The sequence below is a fragment of the Novipirellula herctigrandis genome, assembly GCA_007859835.1.
GTDB classification, from domain to species: Bacteria; Planctomycetota; Planctomycetia; order Pirellulales; family Pirellulaceae; genus Novipirellula_A; species Novipirellula_A herctigrandis.
In genome coordinates, this window is record SJPJ01000002.1 from 89,825 (window position 1) to 114,014 (window position 24,190).

Consider the following 24,190-nt stretch of genomic DNA (forward strand, 5'->3'; position numbering starts at 1 on the left):
GTACTTGCGGGCATCCATGCTCACTTCGAAAATGGGCTACCGAAGTAGCGAATTCTCGATGCAAAACGACTCTGGGATAGTAGCCGGCAAATCAACCTCCAATCCAGCCCAAAAAGGACCAGAATTGGTAGATCCATGGGGATTGCCACGGAGTATTGAGTGCCGTGGAGACCGAAAACACACTAAACGCTAGCAATGCGATGAATATCCCTCGTCTTCGCCAGGTTTGTGCCATATGGTCCACCACCGGAGCAATCGAGGCGATCCACAACGGCGTGAACCACAAAACCCAACGAAAACAGCAACTAACGCCGCCATAATTGCGGTCGATTGTCGGCCTTGCCAAGTAGAACAGCAAGCAAACGACGCTAGCAATTATCACCGCCATACTGTATCGACGGTAGTCGTGCGGTCCGTGGAAGAGCCCCATGTAGAGCGCCCCTGGGACCAAAAACCACATCGGAGTTAGTGAAAAAATTCCGTAGGATCCGATCAACATGTTGAAAAGGTAGACAAGCCGGGACGGTTCGCCAACATCAACACCCCGCCGTCGCCCCTCTTTCCAGTAGCTTCCGGGGTACTCATACCAATCGTCCCAGTAAGAAAGAGACCATCGACCCGAGTCGTTTCGGATCAAGGCAAACAATTGGTCGTCGGATGATCGCACTAGCCAGCGACTGGGTTCGTCAGATTCTTCGAGCTCCAATTTCGAGCCGCCGGAAATAATCTTGTTGGACATCAACACATCCGCAATCGCTTCGATCGCGGGAAGCTCGGGCATCGTGCCAAGTTCTTCAATTGCCGCCCCGACGCCACGGTGAGCGTAAGCGGGTCGCAAACTTTTGTGCGCGATCCAATTTGTTCCGAAAAAGGCAATCACTACGATCGCCGCACCGCCAATGAACGGCAACACAGACCGTTTATCAATCCACCTGAACAAGAAGAACCAAAAAACACACATTGAGAGGGCAGGTAACTCGTTGGCTGCGGTGAAAGCTGCCGCAAAACCAGCGATCCCGTACCAATGCTTTGGAACAAACACCGAAACATCACCCACATGCTCGTCATTCTTCTCCGATGCGAACATATAAATCCAAACCACCAGCGACGTGAAGGCGGCGGCCACGAGATGATTGTTCAGTGTCATCGCGAACGGAAAAAGCATCGTTCCGAATATCACTCCCAACGACAAACAATGCCGCGACCAATTGCTCCGAGTCAATCGCTCTATGTTGGCGATCGAAGTAGCAAAGAAAAGCGCCAAAATGGGAATATTAAAGAAAAACAGAATCAACCGCGTCGCATAAATCGGCTGCTTCGTCAGCGTCAAGCCAGTACAAAAATAGACCCCTTTGGCAACTCCGGCGACAACGGTTGCCAGTAATGGAGGCTTGCTACTGTAGTAATGTAATTTGCCATCGTTACCACGATGACGCACCATGTCGATCGAGTACCAAGGTCGTCGATTCTCTTTCGCACCCCGGATTTCAATTAGCTCGTCAATTTCATAGCTACCGTCCTCGACAAGGGACGCAACGGTAGCCCATCGACTGCGATCGTTCGCACTCAAAAATGCAGTATCTCCCTCTCGGCTCGTTACGACCGCTATGCGCCCCGCGGCCATGGCAAGGCCAACCAGGATCAGGACGAGATAGCGACCGTACCGCCGATCTCGTGCTTGTTCGTCCCTGTGCATCATTCGCTAATTCTCCACCTGCCCACTTCGGTGCGATGCGTCGGTTGCGAGCGGATCATTCTCATCGCCCGACAAGAGTCCACTTTGAAACCCATTTCCGACACGTTCTGCGATGCTGTAGGGCTGCTCTCGTTCGCGTGACTGCGAAACCATCAATTCGGCTAACAAACCTGTGACCAAAAACTGTGATCCTAGGAGGATTGCCAAAATGCAATAAAAGAAAATCGCCGTTCGATGCAAATGTAAATCTTCCATCGATTCGGATAACCGCGTGATGCCCCACATCACCGACAAATAAAACATACCGATCCCGCCCATTGCGAAACAGACCAAACCTGCGCCGCCAATGAAATGGAGCGGACGACCTGAAAACGCCGTCAGGAAATAAATCGTCATCAGGTCCAAAAAACCTTTGATCAAACGCGATACGCCGTACTTGGATCGACCAAACGCACGAGCATGATGCTCCACTTCGATCTCGCCAACCCGCCATCCTTTGCTCGCAGCCAACACAGGCACAAACCGATGTAACTCGCCATACAACTTGACTTCATCAAAAATGCCACGCCGGTACGCTTTGAACCCACAATTGTGATCATGGAGATTCACGCCAGTCAATTTACTTACCGTCCAATTGAATACACGACTGGGTAATACCTTGTGCCAAGGGTCATGGCGAACCTTCTTCCACCCGCTTACCACGTCAAAACCTGCATCCATTTTTTCTAAAAAGCGGGGGATTTCTTTGGGATCATCCTGCAAATCGGCGTCCATCGTGATCACAATATCGCCTGTGGCCACATCGAAGCCAGCTGATAGAGCCGCGGCTTTGCCAAAGTTCCTTCGCAATTTGACCGCGACGCAGTGGTCCGGATGCTCGCTCGCCAAGTCCCGCATAATCTGCCACGATGAATCCGTCGAACCATCATCAACAAACACAATTTGATGAGAGAGATTTTCGGCGATACAGACCTTCTCGATTTCTTGATATAACCGAGCAAGCGAGTCGCTTTCGTCCATTGCAGGTATGACGAAGGAAACAGCAGGAGGGATTGAGTCAGCCAAGGGAACGACTCCTATGCGTGAATGCGTTGCTACTACAAGGTCGCAAGGACGATTCGCTCGCGAAATTCGGGGAGGCCCTAGGGTAATCGATTTTCTCTTTTTTTCTACACACAGAGCATTTCGCAATCGCAATTGCGTGTCTTTGCCGCTCCAAATTGGCGACACAATCGTCATAACCGTAACTCGTTACCCATCGCCCGACGCGCATCAGCCGCCCGACTCGCATCAGCCGCCCGACTCGCATCAGCCGCCCGACTCGCATCAGCCGCCCGACTCGCATCAGACTGTCGACGCGCATCAGACTGTGCCGGGCCTGCAAAAGATGACGCCCATCACAGGCGTCGCTGCGGGGTTGATTCGCCCAAGGCGACGTTAGCATTACGCGTGAATCTTTACGCGTAAACCGCAGAACGATCCGCAACAAACCGCCGGTTTACATACCACCAAGCCACCGCAGCCATCAGGCACTCGACGACGATAAACACCAACCTTGCCATGATCGCGGACAATAACGCTTGCGTGGGCCCGATGGCGAACCCCAGAATCGTCGCCAACACCAGTTCGCGGACTCCTGCACCACCGGGAATCAGCGATGCAAACCCAATCACCATCGCTAATGAAATCGCAGCGGTCGCGACCGCCCAAAGCATTGTACCAGAGACGGCACTGAAAACACCCAAGCTCGATGATGGAATGGACGCGATAATCATCGCGAAAGAGCTACCGATCAGAAGCCATGACAAAATCGACCACAACCATCCAACCCCACAGGCACGCCATGCATTGTCCGACAAACGTGAATCTCGACCAAGCAGCCGTGTAGTAACTTGACGTAGCACCGGAGGCAAGGTTGGCAGGCTGGCGCCGATTGCACCAAGAATTGCAGCCACCATCATCCATGGGGGAACGGGCAAGAAACAAATGATGACTCCCGCAACCGCAGCACCCACCGCCATCATCATAAAGGTTTCCAAAAAAACGCTGATCGTGGCTGGCACCGCTGGAACCTCAGCACGCGATAGCACGCCGGCTCGGACCACAACAACCATTGCTTTCCCTGGCACATATTTCCCAACATGGCCGAGTGTTTGTGCGGCAATAACCAAAGATTTGTTCGGGACAAACCCAAGCACCTCGAGCCAACCACCTAACACCATCGCACTTGGCAATAAACCAAGCCCATACAACAGGCCTGCAATCGCGATTCGCGTCCACTGAATGTTGGAAAGACGGGGAACACTACCACGAAGCGATTCTCGCTTCGCAATCATCCCTGGCAACTTCGATGGTTCCTTCGCATCTTGGATTTGCAAATCCAAGCGGAGGATTTCCGCACTGATCTTCGCTGTCTCGTCCTGCCAACTTTGGATCGCCGAACGGGTGGCAAGCGAAAGCCCGATGACCACAACGACGGCAATTACCGCTTTGACGAAGGTTTTGCCCAAACGCCCTTTCGACGAGGGCGGTTCATTGACCACAACGGCTTCCTTTGAACCGTTGGCTTGCTCCTGATCCTTCACGCGACCCTTACAGACCTCGTTCTTTCGCAAACGAGTAGTTTCGGTAGTCGATCAAGTCCTCGACTTCCTCGTGAAGTTCGAGCTTTCCATTCTCGTTCGCGGTCAAGATCAAGCCAGGTTCTTTCATCGTGTCGTCGTCCGAAATCCCCATTTGTTGGCCACCGCTAATTCCAATAACGGCCGATTTGCTTTGCACCTTGGCCTCAGGAAGCGATCGGACCTGCAGTTTCATCGGGTCAATCACATCAGCTTTCTCTGCTTTTCCGCTCAGCACCGAACCTTCGGTCACCGAAATCCTTAAAGGCACACGTGCTTGCACTCGAGGGTCAAAAGTCGAAACAACGACCTTCGCCGAAGCGGGTTTCTTTTCGTAAGGAACTTTGCGGTTTTGAAAATTAAAGACGGTTGTCGACGCCCCTTCGACAGGCCCTGCCAACATATCGTTTCCGAGCGGCAGCATGACGACACCACTCGGCGAACTCCAATCGGTCCAACGTTCAAACTGACGAATCTTCGACGGATCAAACTTCTCTTTCTTCGCTCGCTTTTCAATAAATTGTTTTTCCGCGTCCGCAATCAATGCGCTAACCCGTTTGTGAACGTCGCGCGCCATCGAACTGGTTTTCGGTTGCAGCGCCGGGTTGGAGGGGAAGTTTGGATCGTTTACCGAAATGCGAACGCGGTAGACGTATCTGTGCCCTATCTTCGGCGAGTTCGGGTCTCCTTCAAATGCGAAATCGTAGAATCGGACCAACTTGTATTCCACCGGGTTAGCCTCGACGCCAGTAAAACCGTAGGGAGAATAGCCCCCCGACCCCATGCCGCCATAACCCATATCCATGCCACCGGATCCCATGCCACCGGATCCCATGCCACCGGATCCCATGCCACCGGATCCCATGCCACCGCCATATCCCATACCCATGTCCATGCTGTCGGATCCCATGCCACCGCCATACCCCATGTCCATGCTGCCGGGTCCCATACCAGACCCCATGCCCATACCAGACCCCATGCCCATACCGGTTCGGTCACTTGTCTTGAAGTTGAAATCGGGCCCTTCGACTTTCACATCACCAAAACTGTCCCCGCCTCCGGTCAAAATTTTGCTCGGATCGATCATTTCGATATCGATTCCTCGATCCAGCATTGCGAGTTCTTGACGCGACAGCGTCGGGATTCTCGGATGAAGTGAAAAACTCGAGTATTCGTCCATTAGAACGGGCGGAATCCATGTTGTGATTAATTCATCACGATAATCCGCAGGAACCAACTCGGGCGCGGTGCCAGCCCAAATGATTGCAGCCAACTTTGTGTGCCAAGCGCGGTCTTTTCGGGTAACCCAATCTTTTTCGGTCAACTGATCGACCGATTTCTTGGTAACGTCGGCTCGCTGAACCTGGAAATTCCAATACTTCGGAGTATCGCGAACTCCTGGCTGATAGGTCGACGATTCTTCTTCAAGCGCGCTTTGGAAAGATTTATAGATCCGTTTATGTGGCAGTACCGCAGTCCCCGATACAAAACGAGCGATTGTCGGGATTGGTAGCTGAGTTTGTTTGCTACTGAAATCGGTCAAGGTCGGAGGCGCTGTGTAAAGTGACCGGCTTGCTTCCGAAGTGACCGTTCGCACTGGTCCCATCGCAGTTTCGGGACCCATCATACCCGGCATTCCCCCCCCCATCATGTCGTCCATCATGCCTCCTCCGTAGTCCATCATGGAGTCACCCATCATTTCCATCATTTTTTCTTGCTCACGCTGTCGCTTACGTGCCGCAGGAGATCGATCCTCCTCCTTCTCAAGCTTCTCCGCCGCTTCGAGTTCTTGGAGTGCATACTCTCCGTCAACCGAGCGAATTGCGATCGCACGGACCACCCCTTTGACAATCAGATCTTCGGGCGGATACAAGACAGGGTCATTTCGCTTAAACGACAAATTGATCGGCAAACGTTCCCATGGTTCATTGAGGGCGTAAACCTCGGATTCGACCGGTTTGAGCGCCGCGTTGGTCCGCTCCATAATGTCAATCTTATCAGCCTGCCGTATAGGAATAATATCGGCATTGTGGTCGATATCGACATCTTGCTTCACGCGCGTCGCCGACTCGCTCAATTTAACCGGGTCCTTTTCGAACGACGGAATATTGATCGCTTTGTAGACGAGAAACCCCGAACAGGCAACGAACCCGCCCAATGCCATTTTCTCGACATTCTGAATGAACCAGTCTTTAATTTGTTGTGCGTCCATCACGGGTACTCGCAAGCGACAGGAAACGTGAATTGAATTTGGAAAGAGAGAACGATAGAAAAGGTTTACGAAATCGATTCTACCTAAGGCACTGCTGGACTAGGTTGAATTGACTCCCCAATGTCCGCCCCAACGGGGGCAGGCGGTGTGGGAACTGCGGGTTGCGGATCACCTGGATTTGCCGGTGGTACGACCGCCGCTGCAGGAGACGCGGGCGCTGCTGCCCCCGGAACATCAGCTGCCCCCGGAACATCAGTCGCCGTTGGAACATCAGTTGCCGTTGGAACATCAGTTGCCGTTGGAGCCTCGGGGGCAATTGGAGTTTGGTCAGCCGGTACAGGCGTTGCCGGTGTCGGCAAATCACTCGATTCCGGTCTTTCTTTCCCTAAATCAAGTCCTTCGACCGTCGTATCTTCGTTCACCTGCTCAAGCCCCAGGCTCTTTCGACTTGGCGGATTGTAAATGTTGATCAATCCGTAGACTTCAACATCCATATCATAAGGTCGTTCTGCGGGAGGCTTGACCATCGACATGCCACCCATGCCGCCCATCCCCATGCCGTCCATACCATACTCCATGGATGGGTCTCCTCCCATCTCCATGCCCATGTCCATCCCCATGCCACCGGATCCCATGCCGCCGCCGTATCCCCCCATGCCGCCAGATCCCATGCCGCCACCTCTCGATTGTGCGCTGGAGGTACCTTTGGGTAACACGCGGACTTGGCGAACCTCAACCATCAATGCGGCGCTTCCGCAGGCAGCCAACAAATGGGGGATCGATCGTTGATCCATGGTGACAGCGATACAGACCGGTACTTTTTTGGCCACTGCCAAGTTTACATCTGAGGGCAGTTCGCTCGTTAAAGCGGTTCGCAATTCGGCGCCAGTGATCGGTTCATACAACGGACTGACATAGCGACTGTCGGCTGGATCAGGCAACTCCATCATTCCGTCCATGCCCATCCCCATGCCCATGTCCATCCCCATGTCCATCCCCATGTCCATCCCCATGTCCATGCCCATATCCATCCCCATATCCATCCCCATCATGCCGCCCATATTCTGCATCATGACGGTTCCGACGATACCTGCACTGGGATTGACCGACCGGCCAATTTGGACGGTTTTGATTTCCTTGATTTTGGCCTCGAACGGCTCGGTGGCGTCGACATTGACAGTATCAACGATTTGCAACAGCTGTTTCAATATCCACAGGTTCTCTTGCGAGTAATAAACTTCCAGCGTTGACGGACGTCGCCCTCGCCACGGGAACAGATCCGACAACAATTGTTGTTGGCTGGCGCTACTCCATTCCACCAATGGCTTGTCTTCTCGACCGGAAATCACGTTACCCGATATTTCGATCTCCGTTTTCGTTCGTGATGTTGGATCGAACGCGGCAACCCATTCGGCGCGAGCATACTTAGCGATGTCAGGAAGCACGCCGCCGATGTACGTTGCATACCGCGACAATAAATACGGCTCAACCTTTTGTTCATCGAGTTCGGGATAGTCGACGTAACGCTCGATCGGAGTCAAATCTCTAAACTCGCGGTTGAATTCGTCTTTTAAATTCGCAGGCCAAGTAAGCAATCCGCGTTGGCGTTCGTACATTTCGTTCCACGCCTCGAGGACCTCTTGTTCACGTTCTTCGATAATCGCTGCCATCGCATCATGGCTGGTCGGATTCGGGTGCGTTGACAATTCACTCTGTAAAGTCGAAACGGCACTAAACGCGCTGTTGATTTTCTGCTCTTGACTATCACGCTCGCTGGCCAAGGCCGACGTGGCAAACCACCAGACGCCCAACGAGGCAAGAAGGGAGAAGCCGACGCCAATCCAAAATCCATAGCGAAGCACTACGGCGAGCTGTTCTTTAAGTTGATTCATAATCGAGATTCTCGAAAGGCTTCAGAGCAGAAAAGGAGATCAAAAAGAGGTTGGTTGAGGCTAACTTGGTACATTACTCGGCATTCATTGCAACCGAATCACCTGCCATTGCGGCTGCTTGTTCGGCGGCCTCGGCGGCCGCTTTTTCCGCTGCCGCTTTTGCCTCCATCCGTTCGGTAGTCAATTTCGGTCGCCATAACACTTGGTAGGTAAATTCCAGCTTTGACGCTTCAAGGGTCGGAGGCTCATTAATCAATTCCTCCAATTCTTCTTCGGTTTGGCCAACGGGAATTTGGCCCATTTGAATCGCTTGGTTGGCCAACATAATCGCCTCGGGATCGTACTTGGGATTCGGAATCGCAACCGGCAACGGAGTCGCATCTTTGAGAAGAATCGGATAGGACAAACCGAACTCTTGGGGCGTAAAATTGACCAAATTACCTTTGTCATCAGGCAATACAATTGGCTTGAGCAAGAAGTTGGTCGTCAAGGTATTTCGAATATGGTTATTACCTTCTTTACCCATCTCTTCGGGGCTGTTGAAATAGTGATAACCTTGAATTTCAATCACCCAACCCGCTTCCGATGGTCCAACCAAAGCAGCTAATTTTTCGAGCGCAACGTTACCCGTCGGTTCGCCTAATTCGCCGTCGGCGGACGATGAACTCACCGCGCCCTCTGCGGCCGCTTCAAGCCCATCGATATCATCGGGGATCGGACGACCAGTAATCTTGGTCCAGTTCAACATTTCTTCTTTGAAACGGTCAGCGACGGGTTCGGTCCACCACAACGTAAGATCTTCCATGAACTTCGTTTCCACCTTCGTCACATGGATATCGATTCGTTTCTCGTAAGGCAGCTCCTTGGCATCCGGAATCTTGCCATCGGGGAATTCCATTCGCGGAATCGCACCGTTCATCGCCTGCAACAACTCCATCCATTTCAATCGTTTTTCTGCGTTGCCGGAGACCTCTTTGCCAAGTTCGTTTAAGAAGGTCAACTTGGTCATTTGCAGATCGTCTTCGGACTTCTGCGAGCTCGAATAGGACGACATCTGAGTGACGGCGGCTTGCGGACCATCCCAAATGTCGGGATGGGTCACCGCCCAGCTTCGTTCGGTAAAGACATAGTGGCCAATCAATCCGAGCAATAGCACCGCGACCGCTGCCAACGTCCAAGGTTTCTTGGCCCGAATCATCCGCTCGGTCAGAATTTCTTGGGGAACTAGCGACGCGTGAATTGGCGCACGGCCCAAACCCTGCAAACAAAGCCCGTAACAAACACCAAACGTCGGAGCATTGTCACGGAATGTCGGGATCGACAACACGTCATCGCCGCTGAGACGGTTGAAACGATCGAGTGTGCTGACTTCGAAACCAAGATTCTTACCCAAATAGGCAGCCAAGCCAGGCATTTTAACCGTGTTACCCGAGATCAACATTTCAGAGATGTCGGCTTGCTTATCGATACTTCGGAAAAAACCGATCGATCGCTGGACTTCGGTCACCAGATCATTAAAGACCGGACGCATCGTTTGGAAGACCAACTTTGGATCGACCGCCTCGCGTGCGTTTCGCTTTAAGTGCTCCGCCTTGGCGAAAGTCAACTTCAAGTCCTTGGTCAATTGACGCGTGAAGTGATTACCCCCAATCGGCATACTTCGTTGCCAGATTCGAAATCCATTGGTGATAATCAAGTCGCTCGAATCGGTGCCAATCGACAAAAGTACACTTGAGCTAGGTGGATTATCGGGGTCGAACGTCTCACTATCGAGTCGTTCGTGAAGCCGGTCATAGGCGACCATATTATAGAGAGCCAGCGGGGCGAGTTGGATCTCATCCACTTCGATATCTGCATCGACGAACGGCAGCATTTGCCGATAAACCTGCTCGCGTTTCATTGCGAACAAACCGACTTCGCTTTCCAATGCATAACCTTCTTCGATCATGCTGCCCGGCATCATTTGGTGGTCCCAAACGACATCAGCCAAATCAAACGGGATTTGTTGCCTCGCCTCGTAGCGAACAATGTCCGCAATCTTCTTCACTTCCACTGGTGGCGGCTTGAAAAACTTCGCCAAACCGCTCTGCCCTGGAACACTGATGACGACGTGATCATTAAATTGATCGTTTCGCTGCATCAATTGCTCAAGCGCGTCGGCGACCAATTCCTCCGGAACGGCTTCGGGTTGGCTCAATATTTTCGGATATTCAATAAAGTCGAACGCGTCCGCGACGACCTCGCCATCGACGATCGAACAATGCAGCGCTTTGAGCGCCGATTGCCCAATTTCAATTCCCCATACACCTGAAGCTGAAGCCATCTGTTTATTACTCGTCAGTGTGAAAAGACCCTTGACCGCTACTTTAAGGCATTCCAAGCCCCAATCCTACCGGCAGAACTATTGTAAGCCGATTTGCCAAAAATTATATGAGATTCTGGGTTTAGAAAACTGTTTGACCATGGATTCTGCCTGATCAACCGTCAAAACCGCAGATTGAGCCTCCATCTCGGGAACGCTTCGCCTACGACGACGTGAGGAAATGGGCTAGGACAAAAATGAAAAGAACGTTTAGGAATCTGACCGACTGCCAACTCGTTGAGAAAAGAAAAATGCGGTAAAACAAGAGCTAAATCGGGCGTCCCTATTCTAACGTTTGCTCGCACCCTTCGTCAAATTTTTTTCTCACCACCCTCACCTCTCAATTCCCACTATGCCATCCTACGACGAGTGCTGCGTCCTTCTTCCCTGCTCGACTCTCGAAGACTTTCCCTCCGATGCCTCCGAAGAGGATGCGCGCAGTTTATTGGCAGCATGGACTGTCCTTTGGCACCCCAAACTGATCTCCGAGAACGAGCAAATTCCGACTTGGTACCGCGCCGATGGACCTCCGGACACCACGACTGGCAATCGTGTGATTGTCGTTCCCCGATCGAGCGTCTCAATGCTACCGGACGGATTCGAACAAAAATGTCGAGATAATGATTCCATCAAATGGATCGACGGAGCCAATCGAAACGAGATGCTCGGCAAGCTTAGCGACCTTTTGCCACAATCGTTCCAACCCCTACAAGCATCCCATCGCACCGCCTCGGTCGAAGATTTCTTCGCCCTCGGTTATGCCTTTTTACAGGTTCAGGTGATGACGCGGCGACTCCGTTACACCAGCAACCTCGATGAAATCTATTTCGAAAAGTGTGTTGTTTCCGCTGCCAACGGCTTTATCCAAGGGGATCCCGAAGCGACCGTCACGTCGTTGCATGATGCCTTCGATTGCTTGGCCCAGGAACGTGATCACTACTTTACGTCCGATCCGCACCTGATCGACCTGACGCTGCTTTCTGATTCCACGCTGGAAAAATTCTTTGGTTCTCTGCCAAATTCAAATGAGACGGCTCCGAACGGCTCCGACGCCCCGAGTCCCACGAGTGACCGCGAACAAGAGGGTGTGCTTCCAACGCCAACCAATGTGTTGGTCGATCAACCAATCGCAAAGTCGATTCAAAATCTTGGCAGTGAAAAAGTGACTCTGCTCCGCAATCTCATCGAGAACCAATCACTCGGATGGGCTGGCGGCGGTCCCTCGGGCGATGTTTCGTTGTCAACCGAAACCTATACGGGAGCCGAAAACCAAATCACCCAAGCATTCGGCGAAACGAGCGACATCGTCGGCATCCGCCCACCGGTTTACGCCCGTTACTCTGGTTCAACTCCTTCGGACATGACCAAAGTCATCGCGTCATTGGGAGTCGCAGGGATGATCTCTGTTGACTTCGCCAACGGCACTGGATTTAGCGATGAAGCGAAAGTGGTTCAAAAAGGCGGCAGCGTTGAACTGCATACGCTTTCGGCCAAACCCATCGACGCAGCGAGTGAAATTCCCTTTTTGGCGATCGGTGCCAAGCTTGGTGAAGCGATCGATAGTGGCGAGATTGCGGTCGCACTTATGGTTCATTGGCCCTCGCTAGAAGGGGACACCTATCGACTCCTTCGGACCGCTGCATCATGGAGCCTCGTGCTAGGCCGCTGCTGGACAATGGAAGAGTTCTTTCGCACCGGCGAACAACCCTATCACCACAATTCCTCAATCAACACCGCCGGTCGCGCCGACCTGGAATTGACGCAGCGTGTCGAACGAGGAGAACCAGACCCGCTATCCCGTTTAGCCAGACAGACAAAGCAGTCGATCGACCAACAGAACCAAGCTATGTTGGCGGCGATGCTTGAGATTGCAACGGGGAAAAAACTTCCAGCAGGTGAATCCGTCGAGGACGCCGAGCGATTGAGCCAACTCGCGCGAGCGATCGGGCTCGTCCCTTCGTCCGACAAATCGAATATGTGCATTCTGAATCCGAACGCTTGTCCGATTCGAACGCAAATCGAAATTCTTGGTGACCCCCATCGCGACAAACAGGTCTACGCATCGAGCGGCAGCGGAAAACAATCGATCGTCACAGTCGATGTGTCCGCGTTTGGATTTTCAGTCATTCGAAACGAAGCGATTGGCCAATCCACGGGCCGTACGATAGGCCAACGGATTCGCGATGTTGCGTCGGGGACCGGATGGTTCTCAAGCACCAAACCGATCGTCGTTAACGACAGCTTACTCAACGCATTCATGGAAGTAGCCATCGATCCGGAATCCGGTGGCATCAAAGGGGTCTACAGCGGTTCGACTCGCGGCAACCGATTTTCACTGCGTCTTGTTTCCGTCGGAAACGCCGCCAACGTCAGCAAGATGAAAGTGAAGAATAAAGACGGCGAAAAGAAGCCGATCATGAAAGCGGATAAAATAAAAACCGTAACTTCGCGACTGGATATCGGTGTGATCGAATCGACCGGATCGATCGTGGATGGCGATGGTGAAAAAATCGCAAAGTTCGAGTTGACCTACACACTCCGCCGCGGCGAGCGGATGCTTAGCGTTGCTGCAAAGCTAGACACGCGAGCCAGCTTTGGTGACGACCCTTGGCGAAATTATTTTGCACTCCGTTGCGCCGTCGCAACCGATGCGGTAATCCCAAAGCTAATCGTTCGGGACAAGATCCACAAAGCGAACTCGCGTCGATTGGTCGCGCCGCTGGGGATTCTTCTCGATGAATCGGATCGGCAAACCTTGATTGCGTCATCCGGAATGGCCTACCATCGACGAGTCGAAGATCGTTTTTTCGATACGCTGCTATGTGCCAAAGGTGAATCGAAACAAGACTTCACGATCCATTACGGATTCGAAGTGGCCGACCCCGTTTCCACCGCCCGAAGTGTGATGGCGGATCCCCTGACCATGGCAGTCGAACCGGTCGATGTCGACGCCTCGCGAGGATGGCTAATTCACGCCTCACCCAAAGAAGTTTTTGTGGCGGATATGAAAACGGTGACGGATAACCAAGGACAGCTATTGGCGATTGTGCGATTGATCCAAACTCGGTCACGCGGATGCAACGCGGCGCTGCAATTTTGCCGAGGGGTTGCCCAGGCAGCACGATTGACTCGCGGCAGCCATTTGCCGACCGAGGAATTGCTGCGATCGTTTGCGTCCGAAGCAGGATCAAACCAATTGACGATCGAAAAGGATCGCATCAAACTAGCGATGGCAGCGCACGAAGTGGTCGACATTCTTGTCCGGTTCGAAGGAACGCCTTGATGGCATCATCCGACCTCAAAACGACACTCTCCTTCAAAGAAGCAGCCCAACGAAGTGGTTTGGTCAGCTCCCAAAAATGGAACCATGCTGTTCAAACCGCTGGCTCGGAAGACGACGATTTGGTTGCCGAAGCACTGGTGCAAAGTGGCGATATCACCGAATACCAATCGGCTCAACTTCGTGGTGGTCGGACAAAGTTCAACCTTGGACCTTACCTCATCACCGGATGGATCGGCCAAGGGGGAATGGGACAAGTCTTTAAAGCAGTCCACAGTGTCATGGGCCGCGAGTGCGCGGTAAAAACATTGCCGCTGGAAAAGCTTACAAAGCAATCGAGAGCGGCGTTTGTTCGCGAAATCCGTTTACAAGCGGGACTCGATAGCCCCTATGTCGTTCGCGCCTATGACGCGGGACAAGATGGCAGTGTGCACTATCTAGTCACCGAATATGTCCCTGGTACCGACCTGAGGCGATTGGTCCGCAGCGGAGGGCCATTGACGATGAACCATGCAGCGCTGGTCATTTCACAGGCCGCCATGGGACTGCAATACGCCCACGACCTCAGCTTGGTCCACCGGGATGTAAAACCAGGAAACATTTTGGTGACACCCGAAGGACATGCGAAGGTGTCGGACATCGGATTGGCTGGGTATAGCTTTGGTGGCAAGGACGATCCACGAGCGGGCAAAATCGTCGGGACGGCCGACTACTTGTCACCGGAACAAATCCGTCACCCCTCGTCGGTGGATCCGCTCAGCGATATCTATTCGCTTGGCTGCACCCTGTACTACGTCGTCACCGGCAAGGTTCCGTTCCCCGGTGGCGATGCCAAATCGAAATGCAAACGCCACTGTGAACAAACCCCGTGGCATCCTCGGAAATTCATCCCTGAGTTATCTGAAGATTTTGTTGACGTCATCGCCGATATGATGGAAAAAGATCCTTCCAAGCGAATTCAATCGGCAAGCGAAGTCGTTGAACGGTTGGAACCATGGTCAATGACGGCTTTGGAATTTGTTGACCGCCCCATCGACCGTCGGCCATGGATGCCGCCCCCACCACCAAAAGAACCTGCACCGCCACGGGAATACTATCGCGACAGCGGTAGCGACCATTCCGAATCAGCTCACTCAAGTGAACTGAGCCACTCCGATGCAAGGTCTGGTGCAATGGCAATTCCGTCGGTCCCTGGAAGCATGTCAAACTCTTCAAGTGATTTCAAGACGGCTGCTCGCCCGAGCCTACTGGTACCAATAGCGTTGACGTTGGCCCTTGCAGTACCACTCAGCTTGCTCGCTGGAGCGATCATCGGCGTTCTACTTCACGACAAATTTTGAACGATAATACTTAGCGAAGAATTGAAGTTGGTGGCAATCCAATGTGGCTGACCTGCAACGCCCGTTGAGAACCAAACCCGACCAATCAAGGCGGAGTCTCTGCTGTCTACCTCCACAGCGATTCCAAGACGTTTCCGCTGAGCCTCAATACTGCGGCGGATCAACTGGCGCAGCAACCACACACCCCACCGGAGGGAAAACTTCTGTCCAGGCGGCCACATCACAAACGGCTGACGACAGCCGTGCTTACCTATCGGCGGCACAATTCGAAGCGTTTGTGATGAAGACGGAATCGCTCTGGATTAAGACGAAAAAGCTGTGGGCAATCAACGATGGCGGAAGTGCCGCCCCAATCCCCATGATCTCCCCACAACCTTGATCATGATCTTCCCACAACCTTGATCATGATCTCCCCACAACCTTGATCATGTGTGCCGCCATTTGGATTGGATTCTCCGTCACAAAGATCCGTTACAAAGAATTGTCCGATCGACCACGGCACACGCAAAAAAAAAAGCGGCCCCCTTCATTAAAGGTGCCGCTCCTTAAGGATGGTCTAGTCATTCACATTCCAAGAAACACCGATCACAGATGTAACGGTGGCATGGAAATAGTGCGATCCGTCGATCTAGGACTTCATCGCAGCGACGCCACGTTTGCGTGCTTTCACAGCCAATTCGTAGGCCTTTTCATCGCCATATTTCTCGACCGAGAAGCGTTTCGTGCGGCGCACGCCCTTTTCTGGGCTCCACTGGGCAACCCAGTAAAGATAGGTTGGCTGTGATGGCCAACGAGTATCGACTTCTTCGACCAAACGAACGCCAACGACGCCCGATGTGTTGTTAGAACGCATGATTTTCGACAATTCTTTAGCAGAATAGCCCTTCATCTTGGTTTCCAACTCGTCGCGGAAAGCTTTTGCAGCTATCAGCGCCTTTCTCTTACCTCCGTTTTCACTATCCGAAAAGAACTTCGACGTCTTCTTTCCCTTACGCATTACGCGAACAAGGAATCCACCAGAATTGTCTCGGTCGATACGGGTAATGTTTCGATTTGCACTCATGTTTTTTCGTCTAAGTTAGAGTGAAGTTGATTTGCCCCTCAATGGTTAATTGTAGACGGCCTGACGACTTGACCAGAGCTGTACACCAGATTTTTCAAAAAAATGCGAGTAAAAACTTATCAGTCATTTGCACCTGAGCAATAAAAGAGAACACCCTTTCATAATTCGAACCAACGTTTCCGGACTCCTTTCACATGGTTACAACGGAGTGCTCCGACGCACGCGATTGGCCCCTCTTCACCCCTGTTTGCCGCTCTTTCCGCTCGCCAATGATCGCTCACCAAGCGACCGCGAAATACACGAAATGATCGCGAACGGTTCGATTCTCCGTTTTCACGAGTGATGATCGCCCTGCAAATTCCCATCAATATGCTACGACCACCGGTGAAGCGCGACTACAGGCATATTGGCAGATTAAGAAACCATGACAAATAAACGAATCGATTCAACCGATGAATTCGACATCATCGCGCCACGACTTGTCTTGAGCGAGCGACGCTTCTGAAATCGAGCGACGCTAGTGAAAAGAGGAAATAAAGGAACCGTTTAACGCATACAAATTGCTGCAATTCGGCCGCAAGGGGTTCGCGAGCGCGCAGACCGTGTTCGTGCAACTGGTTTTGCACCAAATCGAGCAAAATCGATTTATGCTCGATTGCATTATTGATTCACTTAACCCCAATGGTCGTTTGGCGAATGCAGTGAGGAAACTTTTGCGAGAGTGACGAACTAGTCCCTTAGTCCTTCCGTCCATTCCCCTCCAATCGATCGCTTTTGAGATCCCTGCACCCAAATCGTTTTCCAACGGGCGCAGCGGATACCTCCGCGACGAATCCGGCGCACACATCCCATGACTGCTAAACATCGTCACCGATATTTTTTGTTCGGGCTGCTTCTGATTCTGCTTGGAATTCAGTTCCGAATGGTTGACTCGTTCGTTCTCAACGAATCGAGCACACGTACGCTTGCTCGGTTCAGTGAAACGACGACCGCTTCGAGCGGCTCGATGATGAATTCGGTATTAATGCAGTACTATGCCAATCCTACCAAACGAATTCAGCCCCCACGCTGGATAGGCTTGTCAATGATTGCCCTTGGTGCAGTCTGCTCGTTTCATGCCATCGCAATGCCACGTTACGAAGGTTCGCCCCAGTAACGCGTTACCATTTTCCATCCGGAAAGTTCCCGCCTCAGCATGGATGCCGTCGGTGCGTGGAACCGTTTCATGTATTGAAACTGTTACCCAAAGACGAGTTGTACGATGTTGTTATTGCCGCTTTTGATGTTCTGGGTCCGACAACCAATGCATTTTTCGAGTGCGTTACTGCGTTGCCTGGTTCCCACCGTCGTTGTGTTGGCGGTGTCGGTACCACTAAGCAGTGTGACGAGCAAAAACATGGCAACGGCAGCCGATCGCTATATGAGCCAAACATCGATGAGCGGCGATGAGGGCGAAACGAATCCAAACTCGGGCCGGCCGACCGGCGTCGGCAACGCAACACACGGCGACCTGCATTCTCTCATTCACAACGGCATCCACCTTCGCGAAGGGAGCAAGATCCCTGCGATCACAGGAAGATTTGTGATGCTTGGACGACGATGGGCCTTCGTACCGGAGCGTCCAGAGGCTTCCAAGCCAGCCTTGCGAAGCGATGGGTACTTGGACAATCCTGTGGAAAGCACTGAGACCGATAGCGAAAATTCGGTGGAAGAGGCTTACACGACATTCCGCCTAAGGGACCATTCCGAGGTAGCGAGAAACCAAGTCGACGAAAGCAAAGCGATCGTGGTCGTTGAGAACCTATTGCTGCAACGGATCGTCAATGCGGTGCGAAGCGATATCCACGACGATACGTGGACAATCACTGCCGAAGCGACGGAGTTCTTCGATGAAAACCGGTTTATCGTATTGACTGCACAACGAGCAAATAGCCGCCAGTAGTCCAACGAACGCGAGCATCAGCATTCCGTCGCGTCACTTTGCCGCTTGCTGTTTTGCATGCTAAAAACGCGTGATTTGTCAACCGGGACTACCGTTTTTCCGATCAACGCCTGCTCTTAGTAATTGCTAGCAGACAGGAAATTTGCTACGCTAATGGTCGGCGTCGTTTCTCATCGCATCATGGAACCCAGAGAGAGTATGAGCCCCCTAAACCCTTTAGAAGTTCGAATCGATCAAGGTGAAGCGACCGTTGCAGTCTCGGAACACGAACTCAATGATGCGAAAACGGCAAGCCAATTATCAGCCAACTTGTCGGAACTAATCGAGGCACATCAACATTCACCTTGCGGGGAATCCCAGAGTCATACACCAGATTGCCTAACCCACAATTCCCAGGACAACCGAAATACTTTTAACCTCGACCTTGGCAATGTGGGGTGGGTTAGTAGCGTCGGGCTGAATGAATTGATCGAATTGAACCGCAATGCGAGGAACAAAGGCGTACAACTCGTTTTAACGAATGTTCAATCGGTCGTCCGCGAAGTATTTCTGTTGACTCGGCTAGAGAGAATCTTCGAGATCAGTTGGGACGAAGCTCAAACATTGGCCTAGAGGAAGCCTTTTGTTTCGAAATTCTGCTCTGTTAAAAACTCGAGAAATTTGCCCTCGACGCTCCAAACATAATCGCTTTTTGCATACAATCCTGGAAATCATCACCTCCTCAGGCAGAATTTCATGAGTGCGAAAGAGCGGTCAAGCATGGAAGCTGAGCACGTTCCAAAGTGGACATTGCGTCGTACAATCCCCAGCAATACCGCGATCAGTAGTGAACTGGCAGCAGAATTGATCGACGCGATGATGCAGCGTGATTGGCCCGCATCGGATTTATTCCGCGTTCAACTGGCCTATGAAGAAGCGGTGGTCAACGCAATCCGGCATGGGAATCGACACGATGTGAGCAAAACGGTTCATGTCGAAATGGCGTGTAACGATGACGAAATTTGGATTCGCATTACCGACCAAGGCCCTGGCTTTGACCCCAATTCTATTCCCGATCCCCGGATAGACGAGCTTATCGAAATTCCAGGTGGACGCGGAGTGCTGTTAATCAGCGAGATTATGAGCGAGATTACTTATAACGAACAAGGCAACCAAATCACGATGATCAAGCGAAAAGCAGATGCCTCAGCAGACGGAATCGAACATGAGTGAAAGCCGATTCTCAGCGATGGCTTTCAAGGGAAACAAACTCAAGCCTTGCAGTTTTCCACTGCGTATCTCGGCGGCAAAACGCCAGTAATATAGCCAACCTAGTCATCAGACTCGCGTATTGCCCAGATAGAAACACGTCACAGCCTTTCTCGCTGGGCCAATTTGAGCCAATTAGGTTTGGATCAATAAGGACGATCCGCTTCTTAGCAGCGCTCAGCCAGCATCGGTTTTCAAAACGGATACCTAATAGCGATCTCTCGGACTCGAGCGGATCGCTAGAGCATTTCTTAATTGGATGTGGGCCAGAACTTGCCCTGGCATTTTGGCGCCAGGACCGGCCCTGGCCGACCATGATCCCACGTCACTTATGAAAATTCGAGAAACTGGCATTTTGAATCGAGGTTGGCTAAACTCGCTGCACGGCGATTTGCCTTGGACCTTTGGAACCGTTATGAAAAAACTGCTGCTCTCTCTGTTAGCCATCCTGCCACTCGTCACTTCACTATCCGCAGAGGAAACGATTTGCCGATATTGCGAACAGTGGCACCAAATGCCCTTCAGCACTGACCTAGAAGGCAAATACCATTATGCACCCGACCGGCAGGTCGACGTGCAACATATTCGAATCGATGTAACACCTGACTTCGCGAAGCGAACCGTCAGCGGAACGACATCGATTACGGCTTCGCCGATCGCGAAACCCGTCAGCCTACTTCGACTCGATGCCAAAAACTTGCGAGTGAGTGACGTCCGTTGCGACAAAGTGGAAGTCACTGATTTTGTCTCGACTCGCGAGGAACTGAAAATCTTACTGGCTAAACCGATCTCCCCTGGATCCAAATTCACGGTCCACATTGATCACAGCGCGCAACCAACCGCGGGGCTCTATTTTAGAACACCTGAAATGGGCTACCCTGAATCGGATACACATATTTGGACGCAAGGCGAGACACATGAATCACGCCACTGGTATCCCTGTTTCGACTATCCGAACGAGCGATCTTCGTCGGAAGTCATCTGCCACGTTCCTTTGGATATGACCGTCCTGAGCAATGGCAAACGTATGGGTGAGGCAACCGATGGCAAGCGATTAAAGTCAGTCCATTGGCTCCATGAAAAGCCGCACGCTAACTATCTAATCTGTTTAGTTGCCGGATACTTGGACAAGCAACAGAAACTTCACCGTGACATCCCGCTTGGGTTCTACACGCAACCAACGCTTTCGAAGCAAGCCGCCAATTCTTTTCGCGACACCGCCGACATCATGGCGTTTTACGAAGAAGAGATCGGCGTTTTGTTTCCCTGGCCAAAGTACGATCAAGTCACCATCCTTGATTTCGTTGCTGGCGGTATGGAAAACACGACCTTAACGACACTCACTAGCAATACCATCTTCGATACTGCAACCGAGAATATCCGAAGCACACAAAACCTGGATGCACACGAAATGGCGCATCAATGGTTTGGCGATTATGTCACATGCAAAGATTGGAGTCACCTCTGGCTCAACGAAGGCTTCGCAACCTTCTACACCCATTTGTACCAAGGCCACAAGTTTGGTCGTGACGCGATGCTTTATGGTTTGCACCAAGATGCCACCAACCGCGTACTGACGCAAACAAGCGATAAACGACCGATCGTTTTCAACGGTTACAGTAATCCCGGCGAACAGTTTGACTATCGTTCCTATCCCAAAGGCAGCTGGGTCTTACACATGCTGCGTTGCCAACTCGGCCCCGAATTGTATCGAAAATGTATCACCAGCTATCTAGAAGCACATGCACTGAGCAGCGTCGTGTCGGACGATTTGCGGCAAGTAATCGAACAACACAGCGGCCAACCGATGGATCGATTCTTTGACCAATGGGTTTATCATCCGCGTCACCCCGATTTGAAAGTTTCCTACGAGTGGATGCCCAAAGAAGGCTTGGCAAAAGTCACCGTCAAGCAAACACAATCGACCGAGAACGGTGGACGACTATTCCAATTTCCAACCAAGCTTCGGTTTATCGTCGACCGAATCGTCGTTGATCATGATATTGAAATAAAGGAAACCGAGGAAGACTTCTATGTTGCCCTCGACTCACAACCGTCGATCGTGCGGTTCGACCCTGAGTACACCGTTTTGGCAGATATCACATTCGACAAATCGGACGAATTATTCAAAGCGCAAATCGCAAACCAAGACGACATGATCGGACGATTGCGTGCGTGTGACCACTGGGGGGCTCGCAAAACAAACGAGTCGACAAACTTGCTCGACGTGGCCCTAAACAGCGACGCATTTTATGGTGTCCGAATCGCCGCAGCGAAAGCACTCGATAAGATAGACTCCGACGATGCATACGAAGTACTCCAACAAAGCTGGAAACTCCAAGACGACGCTCGCGTACGATTGGCAGTCATTAAACAAATCACCGACCGGTTTGACGAACAAACCCCAGCGCGAATCGCAGAGATTCTCGACACGGAAAAGAACCCGGCAATCCAAGCGGTAGCGATCCGGGCCCTTGGACGTTATTCCGGTGAATCATCGCGGGAATCCATCACCAAATTTCTCGCAGCAAGTTCATTCCGAAATGAGCTTACGGTGGCCGCGATTTCCGCGATTAGCGACCTGAACGACCCCCTCTACAAAGACTTGCTACTTAACACGCTTCAACAACGCGAAAGCGAATTCACCTCTAGCGGATTCGGCTCAGGCCTGCAAACGTTGGCAAAGATCAGTTCAGCGTTGGATGAGAAGTCCGACATTCGCAAATTTTTGCTTGGCTACGTTAACAATCCCAAAACGACGATTCGCTCGGCGGCAATCAGCGCCCTCGGAACGCTCGACGATCCCCAAGCGGTCTCGGTTCTTGAATCATTTGTAGATTCAGAAAACACGCGAGTTTCCAAAGCAGCCGAGCGAGCAATTGGAAAATTGCGTGAATCAAAACCCGCTGCTCCAAAGGAAGTAATCGAACTTCGAAAAGAAATCGCTGAAATGAAACGCGAGAGCGAGAAAACGCAAAAGGACTTGAAGGAGCTAAGAGACCTTCTTCAAGCAAAGATCGAATCGTAGAGAACGAAATGGTAGACGAGGCGACTTGCTTCACCGCGAAGCCCCTTCACCAACTTGATGACCGCGATGAACAAAGATCTCGCGAAGCTTTCGACTCGGAAGACGACATGACGAAGCCAAGCTCCGCCATGCCATTTCATGTCGCCTTTCGCTAACCGAAAGGCGACTTTGGTGACAACCAACCACTAAGGCGCCGTGTTGGGTAGGCAGCCGGAGTTGGCTAGGTAGCCGGAGTTGGCTCGTACGGAATGTCTTCGATCAAATCCATTGGCAACGGCGCAACGGCTAAACCGGCGTCCTTTGAAATTCCGTCAATCGCTTCTTGAGCCTGTTGTACCGTGCTCTCTCGGGTTTGACCCTTGTAACGCGACGACGAGGCCGTTGGGCAAATGGGGCCGTTGTACTTGTTCGACTCCAAGTGCTCAATCAATTGAACGTGATTGAGCAAACCTTCCTTCGCAGGCAGCACGCGGTCCGTCGTCGTCGCACTGCTCGCTTCTACTTCGCTGGCGACGGCCCCAAGTCGGACGGAGACGATCTTATCAACCGGGATTTCGGTCAACTTGTCCATCGCACCACTGCCAACGACCCAATCAAAAGTATCGATAATGTAGCCCACGTTCTCAGCCGGTATGCTGCTGACCAATGCAACAAAGCCTTCCGCGTCGCGGACAAATGCGAACTCCTTACCTTCTTCGAGTTCCTTGCCTGCGGAAAACGCAACGCCAAGCTTGATTTCCCGTGGTGCCAAAACATCAGCAATTTGGTTCAAACGAGCACGTTGGATTTCGAAGTATTCGTGGTATGGCAAACGATCAGTCGCAGCAGGCAACTTCACGTAAGCACGAGTCGTGCCAAGTTCCTTGGCGATGTCAGCCATCGGGTGCAAGGTAGCCACTTGAGTCGTGAATGCCTCGTCATCGGCATCGAGATTGATCCCCAGATCGAAGCCACCAATCTTGATTTCCGCTGCTCGCAGGTACTTGGTGGCATCCTCGAGGCTGGTCCGTTGGCTACGTCGCAGCATGTCGAACATGTCGACATCCATTCCACGGAAACCGTAGGTGAGAGCCAATTCGATCAGTTCGCTTTGACGCCCGTTGATCCCCAGTAACCAAGGAGAAAAATTCTTGAACATTCAGTCATCCTGAGTTTAATTCGTTGTCGTGTCTGTTACGCCAAACCGCATCAATCGTTCTGCGAACGGTGCCAATGTCAGGGCCGACGGTTTTTCAAGCCCAAGAGTATCGCAGAATCATCCGGTTTGAGCCAAGGGGCTTAATCTGGAAAAGTGGGACGAAACGCAGACGATGGTTCGCGGTCGCCATCCCCAGGCCGAGATTTCCCAGCACGAACCGGCCTGCGATCCAGCTCAACGCGTAGATCACCAGCACACAATTGCCAACAGACCTTCCGCAACAAGCCAGATTGCCGCCATTGAGGCACTAACTTAAAGACCATTAACACCGTGTTTTGGCGAAAATGGTGACTCTGGGTCAAATGAAA

General features: G+C 52.0%; 16 protein-coding genes. 7 read left to right on the forward strand and 9 right to left on the reverse strand.

Annotation, left to right across the window (positions count from 1 at the left end; all coding sequences use genetic code 11):
- Window positions 1-91: 91 nt before the first annotated feature.
- From CA13_RS31200 to pilM, 6 genes are all read right to left on the reverse strand, one after another.
- Window positions 92-1,699, reverse strand: a complete 1,608-nt coding sequence (locus CA13_RS31200) for a hypothetical protein (RefSeq protein WP_419195206.1) — start codon at window positions 1,697-1,699, stop codon at window positions 92-94.
- A gap of 3 nt (window positions 1,700-1,702) precedes the next feature.
- Window positions 1,703-2,761, reverse strand: coding sequence for a glycosyltransferase family 2 protein (locus CA13_RS31205; RefSeq protein WP_419195207.1), 1,059 nt, complete (start codon window positions 2,759-2,761; stop codon window positions 1,703-1,705).
- A gap of 392 nt (window positions 2,762-3,153) precedes the next feature.
- Entirely contained in the window at window positions 3,154-4,311 is a 1,158-nt protein-coding gene (locus CA13_RS31210; RefSeq protein WP_146404044.1) for a lysylphosphatidylglycerol synthase transmembrane domain-containing protein, read from the reverse strand.
- Window positions 4,289-6,529 carry a hypothetical protein gene (locus tag CA13_RS35970; protein ID WP_419195208.1) on the reverse strand — a complete coding sequence of 747 codons (2,241 nt, stop codon included), beginning with the start codon at window positions 6,527-6,529 and terminating at the stop codon, window positions 4,289-4,291. Before CA13_RS35970 ends, CA13_RS31210 begins: the two co-directional genes overlap by 23 nt.
- 83 nt (window positions 6,530-6,612) lie before the next feature.
- On the reverse strand, window positions 6,613-8,421 hold the full coding sequence (locus CA13_RS31220) for a hypothetical protein (RefSeq protein WP_146404045.1): 1,809 nt from the start codon (window positions 8,419-8,421) through the stop codon (window positions 6,613-6,615).
- Window positions 8,422-8,494: 73 nt separating this feature from the next.
- Window positions 8,495-10,744: a type IV pilus assembly protein PilM gene (gene pilM, locus CA13_RS31225; protein WP_146404046.1), complete on the reverse strand. Its 2,250-nt coding sequence runs from the start codon at window positions 10,742-10,744 to the stop codon at window positions 8,495-8,497.
- Between the two features lie 391 nt (window positions 10,745-11,135).
- Between pilM and CA13_RS31230 the strand changes: the two genes are divergently transcribed.
- Both CA13_RS31230 and CA13_RS31235 read left to right on the forward strand, forming a co-directional pair.
- Window positions 11,136-14,066 (forward strand): hypothetical protein, encoded by a 2,931-nt coding sequence (locus tag CA13_RS31230; RefSeq protein WP_146404047.1) that lies wholly within the window; start codon window positions 11,136-11,138, stop codon window positions 14,064-14,066.
- On the forward strand, window positions 14,066-15,403 hold the full coding sequence (locus CA13_RS31235; protein ID WP_146404048.1) for a serine/threonine protein kinase: 1,338 nt from the start codon (window positions 14,066-14,068) through the stop codon (window positions 15,401-15,403). Before CA13_RS31230 ends, CA13_RS31235 begins: the two co-directional genes overlap by 1 nt.
- A gap of 628 nt (window positions 15,404-16,031) precedes the next feature.
- On the opposite strand, the gene CA13_RS31240 is transcribed toward CA13_RS31235, so the two are convergent.
- The gene (locus CA13_RS31240; protein ID WP_146404049.1) at window positions 16,032-16,466 is read right to left on the reverse strand and encodes an AP2/ERF family transcription factor; all 435 of its coding nucleotides are present in this window, start codon (window positions 16,464-16,466) and stop codon (window positions 16,032-16,034) included.
- Window positions 16,467-17,316: 850 nt separating this feature from the next.
- Between CA13_RS31240 and CA13_RS31245 the strand changes: the two genes are divergently transcribed.
- The 5 genes from CA13_RS31245 (at window position 17,317) to CA13_RS31265 (ending at window position 22,684) form a co-directional block, all read left to right on the forward strand.
- Window positions 17,317-17,622 carry a hypothetical protein gene (locus tag CA13_RS31245; RefSeq protein WP_146404050.1) on the forward strand — a complete coding sequence of 102 codons (306 nt, stop codon included), beginning with the start codon at window positions 17,317-17,319 and terminating at the stop codon, window positions 17,620-17,622.
- Between the two features lie 105 nt (window positions 17,623-17,727).
- Entirely contained in the window at window positions 17,728-18,408 is a 681-nt protein-coding gene (locus CA13_RS31250; protein WP_146404051.1) for a hypothetical protein, read from the forward strand.
- 198 nt (window positions 18,409-18,606) lie between these two features.
- Entirely contained in the window at window positions 18,607-19,020 is a 414-nt protein-coding gene (locus tag CA13_RS31255) for an STAS domain-containing protein (RefSeq protein ID WP_419195209.1), read from the forward strand.
- A 123-nt stretch (window positions 19,021-19,143) separates the two neighbouring features.
- Window positions 19,144-19,620, forward strand: a complete 477-nt coding sequence (locus CA13_RS31260) for an ATP-binding protein (protein WP_146404053.1) — start codon at window positions 19,144-19,146, stop codon at window positions 19,618-19,620.
- A gap of 367 nt (window positions 19,621-19,987) precedes the next feature.
- Window positions 19,988-22,684: a M1 family aminopeptidase gene (locus tag CA13_RS31265; RefSeq protein WP_419195210.1), complete on the forward strand. Its 2,697-nt coding sequence runs from the start codon at window positions 19,988-19,990 to the stop codon at window positions 22,682-22,684.
- Here the strand turns inward: CA13_RS31265 and CA13_RS31270 are convergent.
- The gene (locus CA13_RS31270; protein ID WP_146404055.1) at window positions 22,663-22,866 is read right to left on the reverse strand and encodes a hypothetical protein; all 204 of its coding nucleotides are present in this window, start codon (window positions 22,864-22,866) and stop codon (window positions 22,663-22,665) included. The genes CA13_RS31265 and CA13_RS31270 overlap by 22 nt on opposite strands.
- 38 nt (window positions 22,867-22,904) lie before the next feature.
- Window positions 22,905-23,822: a TIM barrel protein gene (locus tag CA13_RS31275; protein WP_146404056.1), complete on the reverse strand. Its 918-nt coding sequence runs from the start codon at window positions 23,820-23,822 to the stop codon at window positions 22,905-22,907.
- Window positions 23,823-24,190 lie beyond the last annotated feature (368 nt).